This is a genomic window from Shewanella yunxiaonensis (genome assembly GCF_018223345.1).
In the GTDB taxonomy this organism is placed as follows: Bacteria; Pseudomonadota; Gammaproteobacteria; order Enterobacterales; family Shewanellaceae; genus Shewanella; species Shewanella yunxiaonensis.
Window position 1 is genome coordinate 1289347 of record NZ_CP073587.1, and the last position, 19949, is coordinate 1309295.

At 46.5% G+C, this 19949-nt stretch carries 20 protein-coding genes; 9 read left to right on the forward strand and 11 right to left on the reverse strand.

All coding sequences use genetic code 11. The features are described 5' to 3' along the window. Nucleotides 1-10: 10 nt before the first annotated feature. Both KDN34_RS06075 and KDN34_RS06080 read right to left on the reverse strand, forming a co-directional pair. Nucleotides 11-664 carry an RluA family pseudouridine synthase gene (locus KDN34_RS06075; protein ID WP_212596005.1) on the reverse strand — a complete coding sequence of 218 codons (654 nt, stop codon included), beginning with the start codon at nt 662-664 and terminating at the stop codon, nt 11-13. A 46-nt stretch (nt 665-710) separates the two neighbouring features. Beyond that, nucleotides 711-1304 carry an acyl carrier protein phosphodiesterase gene (locus KDN34_RS06080; RefSeq protein ID WP_212596006.1) on the reverse strand — a complete coding sequence of 198 codons (594 nt, stop codon included), beginning with the start codon at nt 1302-1304 and terminating at the stop codon, nt 711-713. A 356-nt stretch (nt 1305-1660) separates the two neighbouring features. On the opposite strand from KDN34_RS06080, the gene queA reads away from it, so the two are divergent. The 7 genes from queA (at nt 1661) to KDN34_RS06115 (ending at nt 8713) form a co-directional block, all read left to right on the forward strand. Further along, nucleotides 1661-2698 carry a tRNA preQ1(34) S-adenosylmethionine ribosyltransferase-isomerase QueA gene (gene queA / locus KDN34_RS06085; protein WP_212596007.1) on the forward strand — a complete coding sequence of 346 codons (1038 nt, stop codon included), beginning with the start codon at nt 1661-1663 and terminating at the stop codon, nt 2696-2698. 142 nt (nt 2699-2840) lie between these two features. Then, on the forward strand, nt 2841-3965 hold the full coding sequence (tgt, locus tag KDN34_RS06090) for a tRNA guanosine(34) transglycosylase Tgt (protein ID WP_212596008.1): 1125 nt from the start codon (nt 2841-2843) through the stop codon (nt 3963-3965). Between the two features lie 27 nt (nt 3966-3992). Beyond that, a complete protein-coding gene (gene yajC, locus KDN34_RS06095) occupies nt 3993-4328 on the forward strand; it encodes a preprotein translocase subunit YajC (RefSeq protein WP_212596009.1) in 336 nt (111 codons plus the stop codon). A 17-nt stretch (nt 4329-4345) separates the two neighbouring features. Continuing rightward, nucleotides 4346-6199, forward strand: coding sequence for a protein translocase subunit SecD (gene secD / locus KDN34_RS06100; protein ID WP_212596010.1), 1854 nt, complete (start codon nt 4346-4348; stop codon nt 6197-6199). A gap of 13 nt (nt 6200-6212) precedes the next feature. Continuing rightward, complete coding sequence (gene secF / locus KDN34_RS06105) at nt 6213-7160, forward strand: protein translocase subunit SecF (protein WP_212596011.1); 948 nt, start codon at nt 6213-6215, stop codon at nt 7158-7160. 242 nt (nt 7161-7402) lie between these two features. Further along, nucleotides 7403-7720 carry a putative signal transducing protein gene (locus KDN34_RS06110; protein WP_212596012.1) on the forward strand — a complete coding sequence of 106 codons (318 nt, stop codon included), beginning with the start codon at nt 7403-7405 and terminating at the stop codon, nt 7718-7720. 78 nt (nt 7721-7798) lie between these two features. Next, nucleotides 7799-8713: a precorrin-2 dehydrogenase/sirohydrochlorin ferrochelatase family protein gene (locus tag KDN34_RS06115; protein ID WP_212596013.1), complete on the forward strand. Its 915-nt coding sequence runs from the start codon at nt 7799-7801 to the stop codon at nt 8711-8713. A 90-nt stretch (nt 8714-8803) separates the two neighbouring features. Here KDN34_RS06115 and KDN34_RS06120 read toward each other — a convergent pair whose 3' ends face one another. The 4 genes from KDN34_RS06120 to KDN34_RS06135 form a co-directional block, all read right to left on the reverse strand. Further along, nucleotides 8804-10528, reverse strand: a complete 1725-nt coding sequence (locus KDN34_RS06120) for a subtype B tannase (protein WP_212596014.1) — start codon at nt 10526-10528, stop codon at nt 8804-8806. A gap of 477 nt (nt 10529-11005) precedes the next feature. Beyond that, the gene (locus tag KDN34_RS06125) at nt 11006-12451 is read right to left on the reverse strand and encodes a carbon starvation CstA family protein (RefSeq protein WP_212596015.1); all 1446 of its coding nucleotides are present in this window, start codon (nt 12449-12451) and stop codon (nt 11006-11008) included. A gap of 221 nt (nt 12452-12672) precedes the next feature. Further along, the gene (btsR, locus tag KDN34_RS06130) at nt 12673-13383 is read right to left on the reverse strand and encodes a two-component system response regulator BtsR (protein WP_212596016.1); all 711 of its coding nucleotides are present in this window, start codon (nt 13381-13383) and stop codon (nt 12673-12675) included. After that, the gene (locus KDN34_RS06135; RefSeq protein ID WP_212596017.1) at nt 13376-15055 is read right to left on the reverse strand and encodes a sensor histidine kinase; all 1680 of its coding nucleotides are present in this window, start codon (nt 15053-15055) and stop codon (nt 13376-13378) included. Before KDN34_RS06135 ends, btsR begins: the two co-directional genes overlap by 8 nt. A 150-nt stretch (nt 15056-15205) precedes the next feature. Here KDN34_RS06135 and KDN34_RS06140 point away from each other — a divergent pair, with 150 nt between their 5' ends. Continuing rightward, nucleotides 15206-15448: a YecH family metal-binding protein gene (locus KDN34_RS06140; RefSeq protein WP_212596018.1), complete on the forward strand. Its 243-nt coding sequence runs from the start codon at nt 15206-15208 to the stop codon at nt 15446-15448. Here the strand turns inward: KDN34_RS06140 and KDN34_RS06145 are convergent. The 4 genes from KDN34_RS06145 to KDN34_RS06160 form a co-directional block, all read right to left on the reverse strand. Next, on the reverse strand, nt 15445-15789 hold the full coding sequence (locus KDN34_RS06145) for a replication protein RepA (protein WP_212596019.1): 345 nt from the start codon (nt 15787-15789) through the stop codon (nt 15445-15447). The genes KDN34_RS06140 and KDN34_RS06145 overlap by 4 nt on opposite strands. After that, nucleotides 15776-16444: an AAA family ATPase gene (locus KDN34_RS06150; protein ID WP_212596020.1), complete on the reverse strand. Its 669-nt coding sequence runs from the start codon at nt 16442-16444 to the stop codon at nt 15776-15778. Before KDN34_RS06150 ends, KDN34_RS06145 begins: the two co-directional genes overlap by 14 nt. A 74-nt stretch (nt 16445-16518) precedes the next feature. Beyond that, nucleotides 16519-16821, reverse strand: a complete 303-nt coding sequence (locus KDN34_RS06155; protein ID WP_212596021.1) for a PilZ domain-containing protein — start codon at nt 16819-16821, stop codon at nt 16519-16521. 126 nt (nt 16822-16947) lie between these two features. Further along, nucleotides 16948-17352 carry a phosphate-starvation-inducible protein PsiE gene (locus KDN34_RS06160; protein WP_212596022.1) on the reverse strand — a complete coding sequence of 135 codons (405 nt, stop codon included), beginning with the start codon at nt 17350-17352 and terminating at the stop codon, nt 16948-16950. A 293-nt stretch (nt 17353-17645) separates the two neighbouring features. Here KDN34_RS06160 and KDN34_RS06165 point away from each other — a divergent pair, with 293 nt between their 5' ends. Further along, nucleotides 17646-18872: an RNA-guided endonuclease InsQ/TnpB family protein gene (locus KDN34_RS06165; RefSeq protein ID WP_212596023.1), complete on the forward strand. Its 1227-nt coding sequence runs from the start codon at nt 17646-17648 to the stop codon at nt 18870-18872. A gap of 146 nt (nt 18873-19018) precedes the next feature. Here the strand turns inward: KDN34_RS06165 and suhB are convergent, their stop codons facing one another. Continuing rightward, nucleotides 19019-19819 carry an inositol-1-monophosphatase gene (suhB, locus tag KDN34_RS06170; protein ID WP_212596024.1) on the reverse strand — a complete coding sequence of 267 codons (801 nt, stop codon included), beginning with the start codon at nt 19817-19819 and terminating at the stop codon, nt 19019-19021. Nucleotides 19820-19949 lie beyond the last annotated feature (130 nt).

The window sequence follows — 19949 nt, forward strand, 5'->3', positions numbered from 1 at the left end:
TGACCGGTCTCTAAAAGCCGGCCATGCTGACAAAATGCATCTCTTTGCCAGACCACGGATGATTGAAAATCAAACTGGCCGCATGAAGGCATAGCCTTGGCCGAGCCTTTTGTACCTGTTCATCACCGTAGAAATCATCCCCTAAGATGGGATGGCCAAGCGCCAACATATGCACACGCAATTGATGGGTTCGGCCAGTTTCCGGCTGCAGTGCTAACAGGGTTGACTGCTCTCGGCGCGCTAACACCCGGTAATGCGTCACGGCTTTACGTCCTTCCTCATCGACTTTTTGCAGCGGCGGATTTTGTTTATCTGCCGCTAATGGCAGATCTACGGTACCTTCATCATCTTTGACAATACCGGCGACTTCGGCGATATACAGTTTGTCATTACGACGTTCCTGAAACTGTGTCTTCAGATTCGACTCTGCCTTTTTACTGCGAGCAAACACCATAATCCCAGAGGTGGCGCAATCTAAGCGATGGACCAGTAATGTTTCTGGGTAAAGTTGTTGTAAGCGGGTAAGCGCACAATCGTGAGTATCCTCAGCCCGACCTGGATTGGATAGTAGCCCTGCCGGCTTATTTATCACAATAATGTCGCGGTCTTTATAACGGATATCCAGCCAAGGTAACGCTGGGGGCTGATAATCAAACTTCTGCATAAAGGCTCCTTTAGTCGCGACGCATTCTAGCAGAAACAGCCCATCATCACAGATATTGTTCCGGTGTTTTGCGCGCTAATATCCGGCTATAGGCCATCAATTGCGGATAGAAAGTACGAAAGGCAATCTCTACCTCTACATCCAGTGATACCAGCGCATTGGCGGCACCTTGGAACAGTTGAGGTTGTGATACCCGGCGACTGACGCCTTGCAGGGCCGCTTCGAGGCCATTGCGGTGCGCGTATGACAATAACCAATTGTCCTGTTTCATCAGCGGCACCAGACGTTGAAGCCGCTCTGGCAATTGCGGCGTTTGTTCCAACGCGTGATAGGCTTGGTCACAAAATAGTGGCAACGAGGTGTGATGGTATTCATCCCAACAGCGGGCGAGCATGTGGTCAAATGCCAAGTCAATCAACACTGGTGCCACTCTTTGCAGCGATTTAGGAAATTGCCAACGCAACTCTTTGATGAGCTCATGATCGTCGGTGATACGATCGAGTTGACGATGTAACCAAATTCCTTGTTGCAGATGCAAAGGATGAGCTGCAATATTGCCTTTAGCAAAATCGCCCGCCAGGTTGCCTGCCAGAGATGTTCCACTGATGTCCGCCAGGTGTAAGTGGGCCAGAAAGTTCATAATTTGTACTTGCGCGTTTTTATCATCGGGCTATTATGTCCCACCAGAGTTTGAAATGCATCAAAGATGCCGGCACGCGTATATAGTATTGTATACGATACCTTTCTAAAGGCTGTTGGTTTAAAGGATCAAGGATGATGTGGAACTGGATCGGCAAATTCATTGGTAAAGACCCCCAACCTCAACGCAAACGGGTGCAAATAGACATTCCGTTTGAGCAAATCTTGTCATGCCCGCCTGTAATGGATGAACATAAGCAGGAGGATGTTTCGAAGTCAGAACCCAAGGACTCTTGATCTTGTTTCGACCAGCCCCTAGACTAGCGGCCGTTTTATCGCTAAGCAGAGGCTCCCCCAATGCGAGTTGCAGATTTCGCTTTCGATCTACCTGAAGAGTTGATCGCTAAATTCCCTATGCCTGAACGTAGTGCATCCAGACTGTTGCGTCTGGATGGTGATAGTGGTGCGCTCAGTGATCTTCATTTCACCGATATTCTGGATTTGGTAGAAGAAGGCGATTTAATGATATTTAACAATACTCGTGTAGTGCCAGCGCGAGTATTTGGTCATAAAGCCAGCGGTGGCAAACTGGAAATCCTGCTCGAGAGAATGCTCGATGATAAGAGGATGCTGGCACATGTCCGCAGTTCTAAATCCCCGAAAGTGGGCTCAGCAATTGAGCTTGATGGCGGTTATCAACTGAAAATGCAGGCGCGTCATGATGCACTGTTCGAACTGGAATTACAGGGCGATAGCACCATCTTGGCGATGTTGGAAGCCGTAGGCCACATGCCTTTGCCACCCTATATTGACCGGCCGGATGAGGATGCTGACAAAGAACGTTATCAGACGGTTTACAGTAAAAATCCAGGCGCAGTCGCCGCGCCAACCGCGGGGTTACATTTTGACGAACCCCTGCTGGAAAAGCTGAAAGCAAAAGGGGTGAAGCAAGCCTTTGTCACATTGCACGTTGGTGCGGGTACTTTTCAGCCGGTGCGTGTAGATGATGTTCAGAAGCATCACATGCATTCCGAGTGGGCCAATGTGCCGGCAGATGTGGTTGAAGCGATCCGTGCGACTAAAGCTGCGGGGAAACGGGTTATTGCGGTTGGCACAACATCGGTGCGCTCACTGGAAAGTGCTGCCAAATTCAATGGCGGCGAAATCCAACCATTCTGCGGCGATACCGATATTTTTATCTATCCGGGATTCGATTTTAAAGTTGTAGATGCGATGGTGACTAATTTCCATTTACCAGAATCCACGTTGATCATGCTGGTGAGTGCTTTCGCCGGATTTGAACATGTGATGCCTGCCTACCATCATGCAGTTGCGGAGAAATACCGTTTCTTCAGTTATGGTGATGCCATGTTTGTGACTAAGAAATTAAAGTGAGATAAGCCATTGCGGTACACTATTGCTGTAAACCGTATGGCGTTTAAACAGGGCAGAGGAGTGCGCTGCACTTCTGGTTGCCCTTTTGTTTGATGGCTTCAGGCCATTTATAAGTCGGACTGTTTCTCTGACGAGGTAATAAATGAAATTTGAATTGGATACCACTGATGGCCGCGCTCGACGTGGACGATTAGTTTTTGAGCGGGGTACGGTAGAAACCCCAGCGTTTATGCCGGTGGGAACCTACGGCACCGTAAAGGGGATGACCCCGGAAGAAGTCCGTGCCACTGGCGCTGATATCCTGCTGGGCAATACTTTTCATCTTTGGTTACGTCCCGGTGAAGAAGTGATGCGAAAACACGGTGATTTGCATGATTTCATGAATTGGCCTCGGCCAATTTTAACCGACTCCGGTGGTTTCCAGGTATTCAGCCTTGGCGATATCCGTAAAATTACCGAAGAAGGCGTGCATTTTCGTTCTCCTATCAATGGCGAGAAAATTTTCCTCGATCCAGAAAAGTCGATGCAAATTCAGCATGCGCTCGGCTCAGATGTGGTGATGATTTTCGATGAATGTACACCTTACCCAGCAACACCCGACGAAGCGCGCAAATCGATGGAGATGTCGCTGCGTTGGGCTAAACGGTCCCGCGAAGAATTTGACCGGCTGGAAAACCCTAATGCGTTATTTGGCATTATTCAGGGCAGTGTTTATGAAACCTTGCGTGACGAAAGCTTGAAGGGTTTAGTAGCAATAGGATTCGATGGCTATGCTATCGGCGGTTTAGCGGTGGGTGAACCTAAAGCGGATATGCACCGGATCTTGGAACATGTCTGTCCGCAGATCCCGGCCGATAAACCACGGTATTTAATGGGCGTGGGTAAACCAGAAGATCTGGTGGAAGGTGTTCGGCGAGGCGTTGATATGTTCGACTGTGTGATGCCCACACGAAACGCACGTAATGGTCATCTGTTTACCAGTGATGGTGTGATAAAAATCCGTAATGCACGTCACAGGGATGACACATCACCATTGGAATCTGAGTGTGATTGTTATACATGCAAACATTACTCCAGAGCCTATCTGCATCATCTCGACCGTTGTAATGAAATGCTCGGAGCCCGGCTCAATACCATTCACAATCTCCGTTATTATCAAAGATTGATGGAAGGTTTGCGTGGCGCCATAGAGACAGGTACATTAGACGCCTTTGTAAAGGATTTCTATAGCCGTCAGGGGCGAGAAGTGCCTGATCCGATTGATTGAATCCACTGTTAATAAGAAGAGAGAACTATGTTTATTTCAAATGCTTACGCGAGTGCAGCCAATGGAGCTCCTCAGTCTGGCGGCACCATGGAATTGGTGTTTATGCTGGCGATTTTTGCACTGATCTTCTATTTCATGATTTTCCGTCCGCAGTCCAAGCGCGTGAAAGAACACAAAAATCTGATGGCTTCTTTGGGCAAAGGTGATGAAGTGTTAACCAGCGGTGGCATTGTAGGCAAGATTGCCAAGATCGCTGAGGACAATGATTATGTGCTGATCAGTCTTAACGATGACACTCAAATCACCATCAAAAAAGACTATATTGCGGCGGTATTGCCAAAAGGCTCTATGCAGTCGCTGTAAGCCAAGGGAGCTGAGGCGTGTTAAATAAGTATCCTATGTGGAAGAACCTGATGGTGATTATTATCATCGCCGTCGGTGCTTTCTATGCTATCCCCAACCTCTTTGGTGAGGACCACGCAGTTCAAGTGGTGGGAACCCGTGGTACGGCAGTCACTGCCGCCACACAGACAGAAGTCAATCAACTGCTTGCTACCAAGGGCATCGCGATTAAGCGTTCTGAGCTGGAAAATGGCCAGTTGCTGGTGCGCGTAAACAATGCTGAAGATCAGTTACTGGCGAAAGAAGCGATTGCTTCTGCGCTTGGTGAAAATTTCTCGGTTGCGTTGAACCTGGCGCCTGCGACTCCAGCCTGGTTGGAAAAGCTTGGTGCGACTCCCATGAAACTGGGTCTCGACTTGCGTGGCGGTGTGCATTTCCTGATGGAAGTGGACATGAGTGAAGCCATTCGCAAGATGGAAGATGCTAAAGTTGCAGATTTCCGTAGTGAACTTCGTGAACAACGCATTCGTTATGCAGGTGTCAAGGCAACGCCAAAAGGCATTGACATCAATTTCCGTGATGCAGAGTCTCTGACAAAAGCTGAACAGTATCTGAAAACCCATTCCAATAATGAAATGGTGTTTACCAATGCTTCAGCTGGTGACGTATTAGTGTTGCACGCTACGATGAGTGAGCAATATTTGCGTCAGATTAAAGAAGATGCACTGACTCAGAACATCACCACTATTCGTAATCGTGTCAACGAACTCGGTGTTGCTGAACCTGTCGTTCAACGTCAGGGGGCAGAGCGTATTATTGTAGAACTGCCTGGTGTTCAGGATACCGCTCGTGCTAAGGAAATTCTTGGGGCAACAGCTTCAATCGAATTCCACATGGTGGATCAGAAAACTGATTTGGCGGCAGCTCAAGCTGGTCGGTTACCTGCAGGCTCAGAAGTCTACAAACGTCGTGAAGGCGGTGAAGTAGTACTCCAAAAAGAAGTCATGTTAACCGGCGATCATATTACCGGCGCGCAACCTTCTTTTGACCAATACAGTCGCCCTCAAGTGAGCATTAACCTCGATGCCAAGGGCGGTAGCATTTTCTCCGATGTCACTAAAGACAACATCGGTAAGCCAATGGCCACTTTATACATTGAGTACAAGGATAGCGGCGAACGCAATCCGGATGGCTCAGTAAAAATGAATAAAGTGGAAGAAGTGATTTCTGTGGCGACAATTCAGGCGCGTCTTGGTCGTAACTTTGTAATCACCGGCTTAACCCATGGTGAAGCGCAGAATCTGGCATTGCTATTACGTGCCGGTGCCTTGATTGCCCCTGTATCCATTGTTGAAGAACGTACCATTGGTCCAAGCCTTGGTGCTGAAAACATTCAGAATGGTTTACAGGCGATGATTTGGGGTATGGCAGTAGTATTGTTATTCATGATGTTCTACTACCGTGCTTTTGGTGTGATTGCTAACCTAGCATTGACCGCGAACCTCGTAATGGTCGTGGGTATCATGTCGATGATCCCTGGCGCTGTGTTAACGCTGCCAGGTATCGCCGGGATGGTGTTGACTGTCGGTATGGCTGTGGACGGTAACGTGCTGATTAACGAACGTATTCGTGAAGAGTTACGGGCAGGTCGTTCAATCCAGCAATCGATCCATGAAGGTTATGCTAACGCATTTTCAACCATTGCTGACGCAAACATTACCACCTTCATCACTGCATTAATCCTATTTGCAGTGGGCACTGGCGCCATTAAGGGCTTCGCTGTGACCTTGATGATCGGTATTGCTACATCCATGTTTACCGCGATTGTGGGTACACGTGCGATTGTGAACGCCTTGTGGGGCGGTAAGCGCCTTAAAAAGCTGTCTATATAAGGAGCATGTTGAAATGTTGCAGATTTTATCCTTTAAAGGCTCAGTCAACTTTCTCCGGCATGCATTGCCGATCAGTATTATGTCGTTGATCCTGGTCGTATTGTCGTTGGTATCGTTAGGTACCAAAGGCATCAACTGGGGGCTGGATTTTACCGGTGGTACGTCTATTCAGCTGACTTTCAGTAAGCCAGCAGATCTCAGCACAATGCGTGATACGCTGGACCGTGAAATTACCTCTGGTGCCGTGGTGCAGAACTTTGGTTCTAGTCGTGATGTTGTGGTACGACTACAGACTAAAGAAGGCGTGAAAAGTGATGACCAGGTCAAATTGGTACTCAGTGCTGCTAAGGCTCAGGATCCTGATGTCGTGCAAAAGAGTGTCGAGTTCGTTGGTCCTCAGGTCGGTAAAGAGCTCGCAGAGCAGGGCGGATTAGCGGTATTAGTCGCGCTGATCTGTATCTTGATATATGTCACCTTCCGTTTTGAGTGGCGTTTATCAGTAGGTGCGGTAGCCGCGTTGGCGCACGACGTGACAGTAACTCTTGGCCTATTCTCCTTCTTACAGCTTGAGTTTGACCTGACAGTGCTCGCCGGCGTGTTAACGGTAGTAGGTTACTCACTTAACGACACTATCGTGGTATTTGACCGTATCAGAGAAAATTTCTTGAAGATGCGTAAAGCGACACCGACAGAAGTGGTTAACGCGTCAATTACGCAGACGATGAGTCGTACTATCATCACAACCGGTACAACGATTATTACCGTGATCGCGCTTTTCCTGAAGGGTGGTACGTTGATCCATGGCTTTGCCACGTCGTTGCTGATGGGTATCACCGTAGGTACATACTCTTCAATCTATGTTGCGAGCTTCCTAGCCATCAAACTTGGTGTCTGTCGCGAACATATGATGCCGGTGCAGGTAGAGAAAGAAGGTGCAGATCAGCCTTCCATCATGCCGTAACCACTATTAACGCTAAAAAACCACCTACGGGTGGTTTTTTTATTAGCCGGTTTCTCAATATTTACGCACGATGACGCTCAAATGTTGATGAAAAGTAAATTTTTACGCAGGGCAACTCGACAGGCGTGCTTTCAGGAAGTAGCATGGCGATTAACAAAATTTGAACAGTTCATTTTTTGTTCATCTAAATCATTCCTGTTTTTTCTTTGTCTAAATAGCAAAGTGCAGTGGTAGGAAGTCACATGGAAGAACGTAAGATATTAGTTGCCGGTGGAAATCTGCTTCAGGCTCATACATGGAAAGGTATGCTGGAAGCCTGTGGTATTACTGTGGAATTGCGTGGCGAAGCACTCATGGGCGGTGTCGGTGAATTACCGGTTGATTTACAAACTGTGGAATTGTGGGTGCCGGAATCTCAACTGGAGCCAGCTCAGACGCAGCTGGCGACATTAAATGCCGATCTCCCTCAATGGCAATGTTTGCAATGTCATGAATTTAATGACGCGAGTTTTGAACTGTGTTGGAATTGCAGTGCCGAACGCAGTGAATGCCACAACTGAGGATTATGCTGCCATCTGGTAACCTGAGCTAGTTCACGCTGGTCTCAGAATTTTCTAACAGTCTTGGGTACCGGAACGATGCGCTATTTCCCTCTGTATATTGATACGTCAAATTTATCCGTCTTGTTGGTTGGTGCCGGAGAGGTCGCTGCGCGTAAGTTGGATCTTCTGGCACGTACTGATGCTGATATTCATGTTGTAGCACCGCAAGTGTGTGATGACATTGCCGATTACGCAGATAGCGGACGGATTGAACTTTCCGGTCGAGAGGTGGTATCTACCGATTTGCAGGATGTCGATTTAGTCTATATCGCTACTGCTGATAACCTCCTTAATCAACAATTAGCCGAATTAGCCCGGGAGGAAGGTGCGTTAGTAAACGTCGTTGACGATCCCGATAACTGCGATTTTATTACCCCCTCAATAGTCGACCGAGGACGCTTAGTCGTAGCGGTCAGTACTGCTGGTGCAGCGCCGGTTTTCGCAAAAGATATCCGCGGTAAACTGGAAGCACTTCTCCCACAATCCTTGTCGCCGCTGATGGATTTTATTGCGGAAAAACGTCATGAAGTACAGCAGAAGCACTTCAATCCATCTCAGCGTAGGCGCTTCTGGGAGCGTTTTTTGCGTAACAATGGGGAGCGTTACGACAGTCACACTATCACTCGCTATCAGCAATGTTTTACCGAGGAAGATGCCTTTGGTGAGTTATTGTTATTGCAGCAGGATGTGACGCCAAAGCTGCTGCCCATTGCCATTATTCCTTGGTTACAACGAGTGGATTTGGTGCTACAGGATGAAGTGCCACCTCAGGCGTTAGTGGAGTTAATTCGGCGTGATGCTTCTCGTTCGTTTGAGCCGATGGCGGATAGTGAATTACTGAGCTGTTGGGAACAAGGACAATGGGTATTGCGGATCACTAATGAGACTGAAATTCAACGGTTAAAAGCAGCATTTCCATTCGCGAAACATCTACGTCCCGGCGCTATTTAACATGATTGTCTGGTCTTGCATTCGTGACACACATCTAGAGGTCATTAATCGCTAGGGTAGAGCGTGCCCAATGGGCACGTTCTGTGGAAATTAAAGAGGATTATTAGCCAACGTAGTTTTCAGCCATGCAAATGCTTCTTGCACGTCATAATTACCAGAATGCGGTACTAAGTAAGGTATCTTAAAGCTAACATCTTCAACTTTGGCATTGTTTTTCAGCGCATAGTACAGCGTTAACTGCATGGCAAATGCTGTATCGCGATCGACCATTCCATGACGCACATACCAATGTGGTGCCACGTCGGCGTCAGCCGTTTCGAGATAGTTTATCGGGTTAATGAGATTAATTTGCGCTGCTAGGTTATTGCTATCAGTATCCGCAAGATAGTCTGCCCAACTTAATCCTGTATCATCAACACCAGAGCCATCGCCCAATACTTCGTTATTGGTCCAAGTCCATGCGTTGAAGTTTCCATATTCATAATAATCCGAACCGAACAAGTTAGTTTCGCCACTAACACTCGGATTACCCGTTTCTGCAGTAGCATCGAATGCAACAACCGTTTTTAGATTGATGGATGACGCAACGAAGGCAAGAAATTTCTCTACGTCGATATTGCTGACAGTTGCCGTGGTACCGGTGCCTCTGAGCGTGAGCCAGTTGTTGGTGAGACTATAAGTTGTACCTCTTTGGGTAACGTTGAAGGTTTCTCCGAGGTTTGGAACAGTAACACCGGCGGCAATCTGACGTTCAAGTTCAGCTTTAAGCTCGCCTACCAGCAGGTCATTAAGGTTTTGATCTGTGATAGCTGTGCCGTCATCCTTTTTTAGATTGAGGTTGTTAAGGTAAGTTGGAAACATTGATGCCATTTCCGCGGATGCCGCTGGTTGAACGCCTGCAGAGTAGGCGACGCCATTGATGGCTCCAGTGTTACTATCTGAGCGGACTGCATTGTATTGCCATTCATAGCCAATATCTGCGTTTCCTAGGTTGTTGATAGGGCAATAAGCGATAGCTGCAAAAACATCGTCATTTAAAGTACTGGATAGTTTGTCGCCCGAACCAGTGATGCCAGCAGCACCGATGGCATTCAAATATGGCAAATAGTCGGCGCTGTTACCGCTGGCTGAAACTGCTGATGTTAAGCCACCACCACCACTAGTACCGTTGACGACAATCCGTTCCGCAGAGCCGGGCATGACTGCGTCGTTTAAGCGTAAATAGCGGATAGCTGCCTTTGAATCAACAACCGGCGCTGGGGCTTTACCGGCCCAATGTCCATCAGCCGCACGAATGCCTCGACTACGAGTTCCGACATTTGCAACCACATAACCAGCCTTAAGTGCTGCCCCAATATTGTCAGTATCGCTAGTACTCACAAATTCGGCGCCATCAGTGATGGTGGTGCTGACCGGGCTGTTAAACCAGCCAGAATTATCTACTGCAAAATAAATGGCTGTGCTTTGGTCTTCAACAGATGCTTCTGGAACAGAAATGATCATCGTCTGATAAACGTATGGATCTTCTAATGTGATTGTCTGACCAAAGCGAGATTGTGTTGTCGCCATTTCAATCGGATTAGCGACGTAGACGATACGATATTGGCGAATCGCCTTGTCTGTACCGTCGATATTCACCGTCAGACTTGTGTAGTCACTAGCGTCAAAGGTGAGTTGCTGATCTTCAGCATCTACTGGTGTTGCCACTACCTCGGCAGCAGATTTGTTGTTATCTGAACCACATGCTGAAAGCACGAGAGCAGCGGAGATGACAAGTGCATGTGGATTTAATCGGGTAAAGGTAAAGTATTTCATGTATTTTTCCCCAAAACAAAATAGTTAAATTGAACGGGATAGTTGCTCTGATATAAATGGACGCTTTGTGAGCTAACTGTTTCACCCACGAACTAAAATGTTTTATAAATGCATGAAAGTCTTATTAGTTTTCTTGCGAGGCTATTCAATTTTGTCATTTATTGAACAGCGAAATCGCAATGTCTAATCTAAAATTAAAGTCGATATTTTAGAGTAACAATTTGAATATCCTCAATAAATTTCACCATGATGTTAACATCGTTGCCTTATTGTAAATTAGTAAACGATGAATTAAGTGCCTTTTATTCGAATTCCGATGTATATATTCAAAATTGAGAGCGCAAAGGGATGAGTTCGTTATCTTTGAAAAATCATATATGGTTCAACGAATAAATTTTTGACGGAATAATAAAAGAGCCAGTCCATCTGGACTGGCTCTTAGGTCTTCACGTTGCGTTATTTGATTTAATTTAATTATTAAGCTTCTTCAGCTTCTGTGGCAGCCAGTTCCTGCGCTTTGCCTTTCCCAATGTACATTACCAGTCCAGTGATAAAGATGGTGGTAATAGTGCCGGCAATAGTAGAAACAGTCATTGGCAGACCTGCACCCAGTGTGCTGGAGTTCAGCAGGAAGCTGATAACTACGTCAGTCATAAACATTGCTGGGATAGTACAGATCCAGTGCAGTTTGTTATGGCGCAGCAGGTAAGCTGAAGCAGTCCACAACATCATCACTGCCGTTGCCTGGTTAGCAACACCGAAGTAGCGCCAGATAACACCGAAGTCTACCTGAGTCAGGATGGCACCCAGTACGAACAGTGGGATAGCCAGTACCAAACGCTTAGAGATCTTAGTCTGTGGCATGTGGAAGTATTCAGACAGGATCAGACGAGCAGCTCGGAAAGCAGTGTCACCTGAAGTGATAGGCAGAATGATTACGCCCAGTACCGCCAGGAAGCCACCTACAGTGCCTAACAGGCCGGTAGATGCACTGTATACAACGTTGGCAGGGTTGCCAGCCATTGCATCACTCAGTCCCTGCACGCCATCGAAGAATGACAGAGCAATCGCACACCAAATCAGCGCGATGATACCTTCACCGATCATGGCACCATAGAACACGAAGCGGCCGTTGGATTCGTTTTCAACACAGCGAGCCATCAGAGGAGATTGAGTAGCGTGGAAACCAGATACGGCACCACAGGCGATGGTGATGAACAGGGCCGGCCACAGTGGCGCATCTTTCGGGTTCAGGTTCTGCAGGAAGTCGCTAGGACCAAAACCAGCTAACAGTGTGTGTTGATCAGAAACGACAATCGCAGCAGTCAGACCGATAGACATGAACAGCAGCAGTGCACCAAAGAATGGGTACAGGCGGCCGATAATCTTGTCGATTGGTACGATGGTGGCGATCAGGTAGTACACAAAGATGATGCCAACAAACATAGTTACGTTCAACCCTGTCAACTTGCCTAACAGGCCTGCTGGAGCAGAGATGAATACCACACCAACCAACAGTAACAGTACCAGTGCAAAAATGTTCATGAACGTTTTCGCGCTCTTACCCAGATATTTCCCGGCTAAGTTAGGTACAGACTGACCATTGTTACGTACAGACAGCATACCAGAGAAGTAGTCATGTACTGCACCGGCAAAGATACAGCCGATTACAATCCACAACATGGCCGCTGGACCATACAACGCCCCCAGGATAGGACCAAAGATTGGGCCCACACCAGCGATGTTAAGCAACTGGATAAGATAGACCTTACCTTTTGACATTGGCACATAGTCAACACCGTCATTCTGGGCATAAGCCGGAGTTTGGCGCTGTTTATTAATACCGAACACCTTCTCAACGAAGGTCCCGTAGATAAAGTAACCGCCGATCAGCAGACCGACACACAGTAGGAACCACAACATAGGTTTGTCTCCCCAAATTTAGAATCGTAGCAAGTGTAAACAAATCCGTAACAACGCCAAGTTGAGTTTAAGTAAGCGGTTAAAAGTAGTGGTTGAGCGGTTGCTGATAAAGCTGAGCGGTTTTGAGCATAATTTAGCGGTCAAATACGCTTGTGAGCGGTCAATCGTCTGGACAAGTGGCAACTGATTGTTACCACTTAGATCGCGGGGATGTTAATAACTTATTGAAAGCCAAAGGCTTGTTTCAATGGTTTAAGAAAACGTCGGGAGACTGGTACTTTGGCACCGCTGTGAGTGGTCACTTCGGCACCGGTTTCCAATACTTCAATTTCCGCAATTGCAGATGGCGCGACCAGATATTGCCTATGACAACGTAGCAACGGTGTTTTCTCTTCCAGCACTTTTAACGTCAGTTCGGTGTGAACTTTTTCCTTGGCTGTCGCAACATGGATACCACTTAGGTCGCTGAACACATACTCCACATCTTTCACTGCGATAATTTTGAGTCGATTAGCACTAAAACAAGGCAAATGCTCCAGGTATTTCGGCAGCAACACATCCAGCGATTTTGGCTGCAAATCCTTTCGAACCTTATCCAATGTTTGCTGTAAACGTTTTTCATCCAATGGCTTGAGCAGATAATCAAACGCGTGATTGTCGAATGCTTTGACGGCAAATTCGTCGTAGGCTGTGACAAAAACAACGCGTGGCATGCTCTCTGGATCAAGCATGGCGATCAGTTCCATACCACTGATGCGTGGCATCTGAATATCCAGAAATAGCAGATCAGGTTTGTATTTACTGACAGCCTGCATCGCTTCGATGGCATTACTGCATTGGCCAACAATTTCCAAATCGCCATATTGAATGAGCAAATCTGCCAATTCCTGACGGGCATAAGGCTCATCATCAACAATCAGGCAGCTAATCATTACTGGCTCCTTTGTTTGGCAGTCGGATCTTCACTTTGGTGAATAGTTCAGGTTCAAAGTCGACAGTAACCCCGTATTCATCGCCATAAAGGTTTTGGATCCGTTTATGTACTAAATTCATCCCCAGACCATCTGAATCTGAGCGTGGCTGGTACAAGCCCGCATTATCCGTCACTTCCAAAATAAGGTCTTTTCCTTGCTCAATAGCTTTTACTTCAATAATGCCGGTTTCCATCATATGAGACGTTCCATGTTTTACCGCATTCTCGATAATCGGTTGCAAAGTAAATGCAGGTACCTGCATGGAATATAGTTTCTGGGGAATATCGATAGTCACTTTGAGTTTGTCGATAAAGCGGGCTTTCTCAATGGTGAGGTAAGACTCAATATGCTCCAACTCGTCACCTAAACTGACAAGTCCCGTGGTGCGTTTGAGATTGATACGTAAAAACTGGCTAAGTTGCTGTAACAACTGCCGTGCTTTGTCGGGATTACGACGGATAATGGCACTGATAGTGTTGAGCGCATTAAACAGAAAATGGGGATTCACCTGGGCCTGTAATAATTTGAGCTCTGCTTGAGTCAGTAGGATCTGTTGTTGTTCAAAACGCCCATACAAGATTTGGTTGGACAACAATCGGGCAATCCCCTCGCCGAGGGTTCGGTTGATGTTGAGGAACAGTTTGTTTTTGGGCTCATAGAGTTTAATCGTTCCAATGACCTCATTATCACTGCGTAACGGGATCACTAGGCTTGAGCCCAATTTACAATTGGCTGAGATAGAGCAGGAGTAATGGGATTCAACACCATCAGCAAACATCACTTTATTTTGATGAATGGCATCCATTGTTATCTGCGATGAAATAGGCGTGCCTACCAGATGGTGATCAGCGCCGATGCCGATAAACGCCATCAATTTTTCACGGTCGGTAATGGCAACGGCACCCACATTGGTTTCCTCAATGACAATTTGTGCCACTTGCGTACTACTCGTTTCGTTAAAGCCTTTACTAAGCAGGCCGACACTGCGTTCGGCAATCTTTAATGCCTTCGTGGAAAAGGTTGAAGACATCTTGTCGAACATGGTTTTTTGATCGCGCACCATGCTCATAAACGATGCAGCCCCTAGAGAGTTGACTATCAGCATCGGTGGTGCGATCTGTCGCACCAATTCCAGTGCTTCTTCAAAAGGATGTGCCAGAAGCAAAATGATGCACATCTGCATCATTTCAGCATAAAAAGTGACCAATCCAACCAGCAGCGGGTGAAATACCAGTTCGCTTTTCCCATGGCGTCGCAAATACAGGTTGATCATCCCAGCACTGAGACCCTCCATCGTTGTTGATACGGCACAAGCGATATCGGTAAAGCCTCCGAGCGTGTAGCGATGAATACCCCCGGTGAGGCCTACCAGAATTCCGGTTGTCGGGCCTCCTAATAGACCGCCCAGAACAGCGCCCATCGCGCGAGTATTGGCAATAGCGCCATGTGTCTGTTCGCCAAAATAGGTTGCCATGATGCAGAACGCAGAAAATACTAGATAAATAAATATCTTATGTGGCAGACGTGTAGAGTTTTCAGTAAACAGTTTGAATAACGGCGTTTTGCTGGTGAGGTAAACAATCACCAGGTAGAGACACATCTGTTGCGTCAGGGCGAGAATAAGTGACATGAAAGACCTGCTCAGTTGACGGACGCGAGGATTTTCCCATATTGCGGACGGGAATCAAATATTGCCAGTGATATTGCGCTAAATCAGTAAAATGGCCAAAAAATAGATTTAATATGCATCTTTATTGATTCTTCTGGAGCTAACAACAAGATGAGTGATTCGGTACATGGCCATGCAGTATTGGAGTTATTACTTGAGTATCCTCAAGGATTAAGCAAAGCTGAACTATTGGCCCAGATGGCGGCACGATTTGGCGCAGATGCTCGCTTTCACACCTGCAGTGCCAGTGATATGGATGCCACTGCATTAATTCAGTTTTTGGAGCAGAAAGGCAAGTTTATCGATCGCAGTGAAGGCATCACTACCGACGCCAGTTTGATCTGCAATCACTAACCTTTCTTGGCGGCATCACCCTCGACCTGAGTCAGTAAAGCTTGTTGCTCTTCGTCTGTCAGGTCGCAGTAATAGTGAATAAACATGCGTAGTAGCCGGGATTTCGCTATCCCGGTAGACTGCGCAACATCGTCTAACTGACGGATGCTGGCTTCACTCAAACTGAACGTCGCGTGGCGGAATTTTCGTGGTGGCGATTTCCTTTTAGGCTGGTTAACCGCTTTTTCTATCCGGCTGGGCTTCCCGACAGCGTAGTTGACAGCATCTTCGATAAAATCTTCTATCGACACTGTCTTAGGTTTTTGCTTTTGTTGTTTACGTTTTAAATCAGTTAAGCTCATAGGAGTTTTCCGGTGGGATGGCTAACAATTCGTCTGCTATCGCATGGATTTCTTCAGCAGCTTTACCATCCGGTTCCAGTTCAATCACTGATGATCCTTTTTCTTCACTGTCATCATAAATATTGCGACTGAAGGTTACTGAATTCAGCACCCTTAAGCCAAATGACTCCACTACTTCCTTCGCTTCCAGTATGCGTTTTGCCTGGGTTGGTAATGCCGGACATTGGGTTAGTACAATAGTGGCGACCATCTTAGGGTTTACCATCTTACAGGTACTGAGCATATCTTCCATATGTGGCAGTGTTTTTAAGTCGCGACGTTTGGGACGCAGGGGAATGACAACATAAGTGGCTACCGACATTGCTGCTCGCATGGCTAAGTTGTCCTGTCCACCACAATCGACAATCACATAGTCAAAGCGTTCATTTAGGCTGAGCAAATCGTTACGAATTTTGCCATACAGTTGAATGCAGTTGATAGAAGGTAATGACGCATCGGTATTTCGAGCCTGGATCCAATCAGACGTTGTTCTTTGTGGATCACAATCGACCATCAACACGTTGGCATTGAATTTTTGGGTAATATGTACCGCGAGATTTTGTGCAAGACAGCTCTTTCCACTGCCACCTTTTTCGCCGCCAACGAGTAGTATCATATATTTTCTCCTTGCGTATTAGATACTTGGTTCGCCAAATTTTAGGACATACGCTACCAATTATGCGCAGATCCTTAAAACAGCTGTAATGCTATACGGTAGCCAGTCTGACTCTCAGTACAACGGCAGACCTGTCCTTTCACGGTATTTTGCGCATCACTGCCACTGTTAAAGGTTACTTCCACCAATGCTCCCTGTGGAAATGGCTGTCGATATTCAAACAGTAATCCCTTACGTGACAGATCTACACAGGTTGCAGTATCTGTGCGTAATTGTTCATCTTTATCCTGCCAGCCTAAACGAACCTCTTCAGATTCCAAATCTACCCGCAGCGAAGTCCTTCTTTCCTTAAAGCTTTCAACGTTATCGTCACCCATAATGTGGTTCCTGTCATAATTGGCTAAGTGACCCGGCTCGTTAAACATAGCACAGAACAAAATTACGCCAAGTCCTTAATAGATAACAAAACTCATAAAAAAGCCCGGACACCGCCGGGCTCTATGTCAATTGTCGTAATCTTGGTTTTTAGGATATGGCATTTTTAGCTGACCCCAGCGGATGACAACAACGGTCGTCGCCAGCACCAGTGTAGATAATGACACCGCGAGTACGCGCCAGTCTTCCATCGCTTTCATATCCAGGATCAGATACCGGGCTAATGCCACAATTGCGATATATAGCGGCATGCGAACCGGCAATTTGCCAGATTCTGCATAGTTAGCGACCATCGCCAAGACTTCCAGATAGATGAACAGTAACAGCAGATCAGCCAGTTCCACCGAACCCATATCCACGAGGTGGAATACTTCCTGACCAATCGCGACGATGGTGGCAATGGCGATCAGGATCAATACTAGATGTTCGACTGCTTTCAGGCTTCTGGAACCGTACTTACGATATAATTCCATGAAAACTCCCATAAAAAGGATATGACTCTATTATCGACAAAAGCTGGCGGATAAGGCATGGGAAAGTGCGTGACAGAGTTCACACATTTATAGAACGTTGGCGAGAAAACCCAGTGATCAGCTTTGCTGTCGCTGGGATGAATCGCCTAGCCCTGTTCTTGAATGTACTTGCGTACCGTGTCAGCACTATTTAACAACGAGAATAATGTGTAAGGCTATGAGGTGCTTACAGTGGGATCTTGTGCTGTACTCCATAGTTGATAACCCCTATATACTGTACATAATACCAGTATATGGAAAAGACGCTTAGATACAATTATCGCCTCAAGCCTACACCGGAGCAGGAAGCTAAACTCATTGAGTTTGGCTCTTATTCGCGTGGATTGTGGAACCTATTGTTGTCTGAAAATCAGCGCCAACATGAGCAAGATGGCACATTTCTTTTTTACACGGATATGGCCTCACATATTAAGCAAGTTAAAAATCTCCCTGAGTTTGCGTGGGTAAAAGCGTTTGACTCCGCAGCCGCCCAACAAGTTGCTCGCGACTTAGATACTGCACTCAGAAATGGGACATCTAAGGGAGCACACCAGAAATTCCCGAAGTTCAAAGTGAGCTACAAGATCAAAAAGCTTCATAATGACAGCTTCAGAGCCGTAAATAATTCCAACTGCATCAGAATAGAAAATGGCACCATCAGCCTACCTAAAATTGGGCAGGTCGGTATCGTTCTCCATCGCAGACTTGTGAGTAATATAAAGACAGTCACCGTTCAGTTCAGACATGGGAAATGGGAATGCAGCATTACTCAGGAAGTGGAGTGCAAAGAGGCTAAAAAGGTACTTAACTCCATTGTCGGTTATGACATTAACTCTAAGCAAACGGTGGTAGGTTCAAATGGGTTGACCGTGAGCAACCCTAAGTTCCTCAAGCAATCTAAAGAAAAACTAAACACCCTACAGCGGCAGTTAGCCAGAAGAAAGAAAGGCTTTGCTCGTTGGAATAAAACAAAAAGCCGCATCAACACTTTACACGGAAAAATCTCCAGACAACGATTAGATTTTGCCCACAAGACAGCCCGACAGATAACCAATGCGAGTGATATTGTGGTGTTTGAAGATTTGAACGTAAAGGCAATGCAGAAGTTTAATGGTCAGATGGTGGCTGACAACATCATGGGTTTAATCTCTGACTTAACCAAATACAAGGTTGAACTTGAAGGTAAAATCCATCATGAAATCGGCAGATTCGAGCGCTCAACAGGCATTTGTTGCGCTTGCAATCACCACAATAAATTGACTTTGAAAGACAGAACCTTCACTTGCGTTAATTGTGGTATAGACAATGATCGAGACTATTCAGCCTCAATCAGTATCAGAAACTCAGGTGAACGAGATTTAATGGCGATTGGAACCATCGTCAGGGTAAACCCCACGCCTCGGCAGAAATTACTTGGTAAAACGAAAGTCTTTGAACTCTCAAAGTTAAGTACGGGAACTGAGGAAAAATCGGCAGCATAACGCTACCGAAGCCCAGAGATCACGCTTCGCGTGTCGCTGGGTAGTTCACTATCGTTGAACAGTTGTAACGTTGTTTTAGTGGCGATGAATCACAAAAAAGCCACTCGAAAGTGGCTTTAGTCAGACGCATTACTGATGGTCAGTGATTACTTCAGCGCATCACTTAACAGCGGACGGAAGCTTTTTACCAACAAGCCGGTTGTTTTAGGACCACCGGCGACAACATGACCAGAAGTTAAGTACTTGTAGCCACCAGACAGGTCAGTCACGGTGCCACCGGCTTCGCGCACGATCAGATCACCAGCTGCAATATCCCAAGGCTTAAGTCCGATTTCAAAGAACGCATCGACACGTCCTGCCGCAACATAGCAGAGATCTAATGCTGCAGATCCGGCACGACGGATATCGGTGCACAACGCGAAGGTTTCAGCGAAAAGCTTCAAGTAAGTCTCGGTATGCTGACGAGCTTTGAATGGAAAACCTGTGGCAACCAGACTATGGCTTAAATCGACAGGATTATTGACACGCAGGCGGAAGTCATTGAGTTTGGCTCCCTGACCACGGACAGCAGTAAATAGCTCGTCGCGAATTGGGTCATAAACCACGGCTACTTCAGTCTTGCCTTTGTGTTGTAAAGCAATGGAGACTGAAAAATGGGGCAGGCCTTTAACAAAGTTGTTAGTGCCATCCAGAGGGTCCACAATCCAAATATAGTCCTGATTCTCACCACGGTTTTCACCGTTTTCTTCGCCAACGATAGTGTGGTCCGGATATGATTTACGGATTTGATAAATAATCGCTGCTTCAGCTTCTTTATCAACATTTGAGACAAAGTCATTTAGACCTTTGGCATCTACCTGAACTCTGTCTAGTTCAGAAAAACCACGCATAATAACTTGGCCCGCGGCACGAGCGGCGCGCACACCAATAGTGAGCATCGGATGCATTGCAATCCCCTGGATGTAAAAGAACGAAAATCAACCGGCGCATTATACTCGGTCAGGCTAGGATGGCAACTGCCGAATTTTCTATCTTAAAAAAATGATGGGTATGTTAATATCCGCGTCCTGTTTTTCT

Excerpts from the sequence above, each read along its gene's own strand:
- KDN34_RS06075 (WP_212596005.1), bottom strand. The coding sequence starts at position 664 with ATGCAGAAGTTTGATTATCAGCCCCCAGCGTTACCTTGGCTGGATATC.
- KDN34_RS06080 (WP_212596006.1), bottom strand. The coding sequence starts at position 1,304 with ATGAACTTTCTGGCCCACTTACACCTGGCGGACATCAGTGGAACATCT.
- queA (WP_212596007.1), top strand. The coding sequence starts at position 1,661 with ATGCGAGTTGCAGATTTCGCTTTCGATCTACCTGAAGAGTTGATCGCT.
- tgt (WP_212596008.1), top strand. The coding sequence starts at position 2,841 with ATGAAATTTGAATTGGATACCACTGATGGCCGCGCTCGACGTGGACGA.
- yajC (WP_212596009.1), top strand. The coding sequence starts at position 3,993 with ATGTTTATTTCAAATGCTTACGCGAGTGCAGCCAATGGAGCTCCTCAG.
- secF (WP_212596011.1), top strand. The coding sequence starts at position 6,213 with ATGTTGCAGATTTTATCCTTTAAAGGCTCAGTCAACTTTCTCCGGCAT.
- KDN34_RS06110 (WP_212596012.1), top strand. The coding sequence starts at position 7,403 with ATGGAAGAACGTAAGATATTAGTTGCCGGTGGAAATCTGCTTCAGGCT.
- KDN34_RS06115 (WP_212596013.1), top strand. The coding sequence starts at position 7,799 with ATGCGCTATTTCCCTCTGTATATTGATACGTCAAATTTATCCGTCTTG.
- KDN34_RS06120 (WP_212596014.1), bottom strand. The coding sequence starts at position 10,528 with ATGAAATACTTTACCTTTACCCGATTAAATCCACATGCACTTGTCATC.
- KDN34_RS06125 (WP_212596015.1), bottom strand. The coding sequence starts at position 12,451 with ATGTTGTGGTTCCTACTGTGTGTCGGTCTGCTGATCGGCGGTTACTTT.
- btsR (WP_212596016.1), bottom strand. The coding sequence starts at position 13,383 with ATGATTAGCTGCCTGATTGTTGATGATGAGCCTTATGCCCGTCAGGAA.
- KDN34_RS06135 (WP_212596017.1), bottom strand. The coding sequence starts at position 15,055 with ATGTCACTTATTCTCGCCCTGACGCAACAGATGTGTCTCTACCTGGTG.
- KDN34_RS06140 (WP_212596018.1), top strand. The coding sequence starts at position 15,206 with ATGAGTGATTCGGTACATGGCCATGCAGTATTGGAGTTATTACTTGAG.
- KDN34_RS06145 (WP_212596019.1), bottom strand. The coding sequence starts at position 15,789 with ATGAGCTTAACTGATTTAAAACGTAAACAACAAAAGCAAAAACCTAAG.
- KDN34_RS06150 (WP_212596020.1), bottom strand. The coding sequence starts at position 16,444 with ATGATACTACTCGTTGGCGGCGAAAAAGGTGGCAGTGGAAAGAGCTGT.
- KDN34_RS06155 (WP_212596021.1), bottom strand. The coding sequence starts at position 16,821 with ATGGGTGACGATAACGTTGAAAGCTTTAAGGAAAGAAGGACTTCGCTG.
- KDN34_RS06160 (WP_212596022.1), bottom strand. The coding sequence starts at position 17,352 with ATGGAATTATATCGTAAGTACGGTTCCAGAAGCCTGAAAGCAGTCGAA.
- KDN34_RS06165 (WP_212596023.1), top strand. The coding sequence starts at position 17,646 with ATGGAAAAGACGCTTAGATACAATTATCGCCTCAAGCCTACACCGGAG.
- suhB (WP_212596024.1), bottom strand. The coding sequence starts at position 19,819 with ATGCATCCGATGCTCACTATTGGTGTGCGCGCCGCTCGTGCCGCGGGC.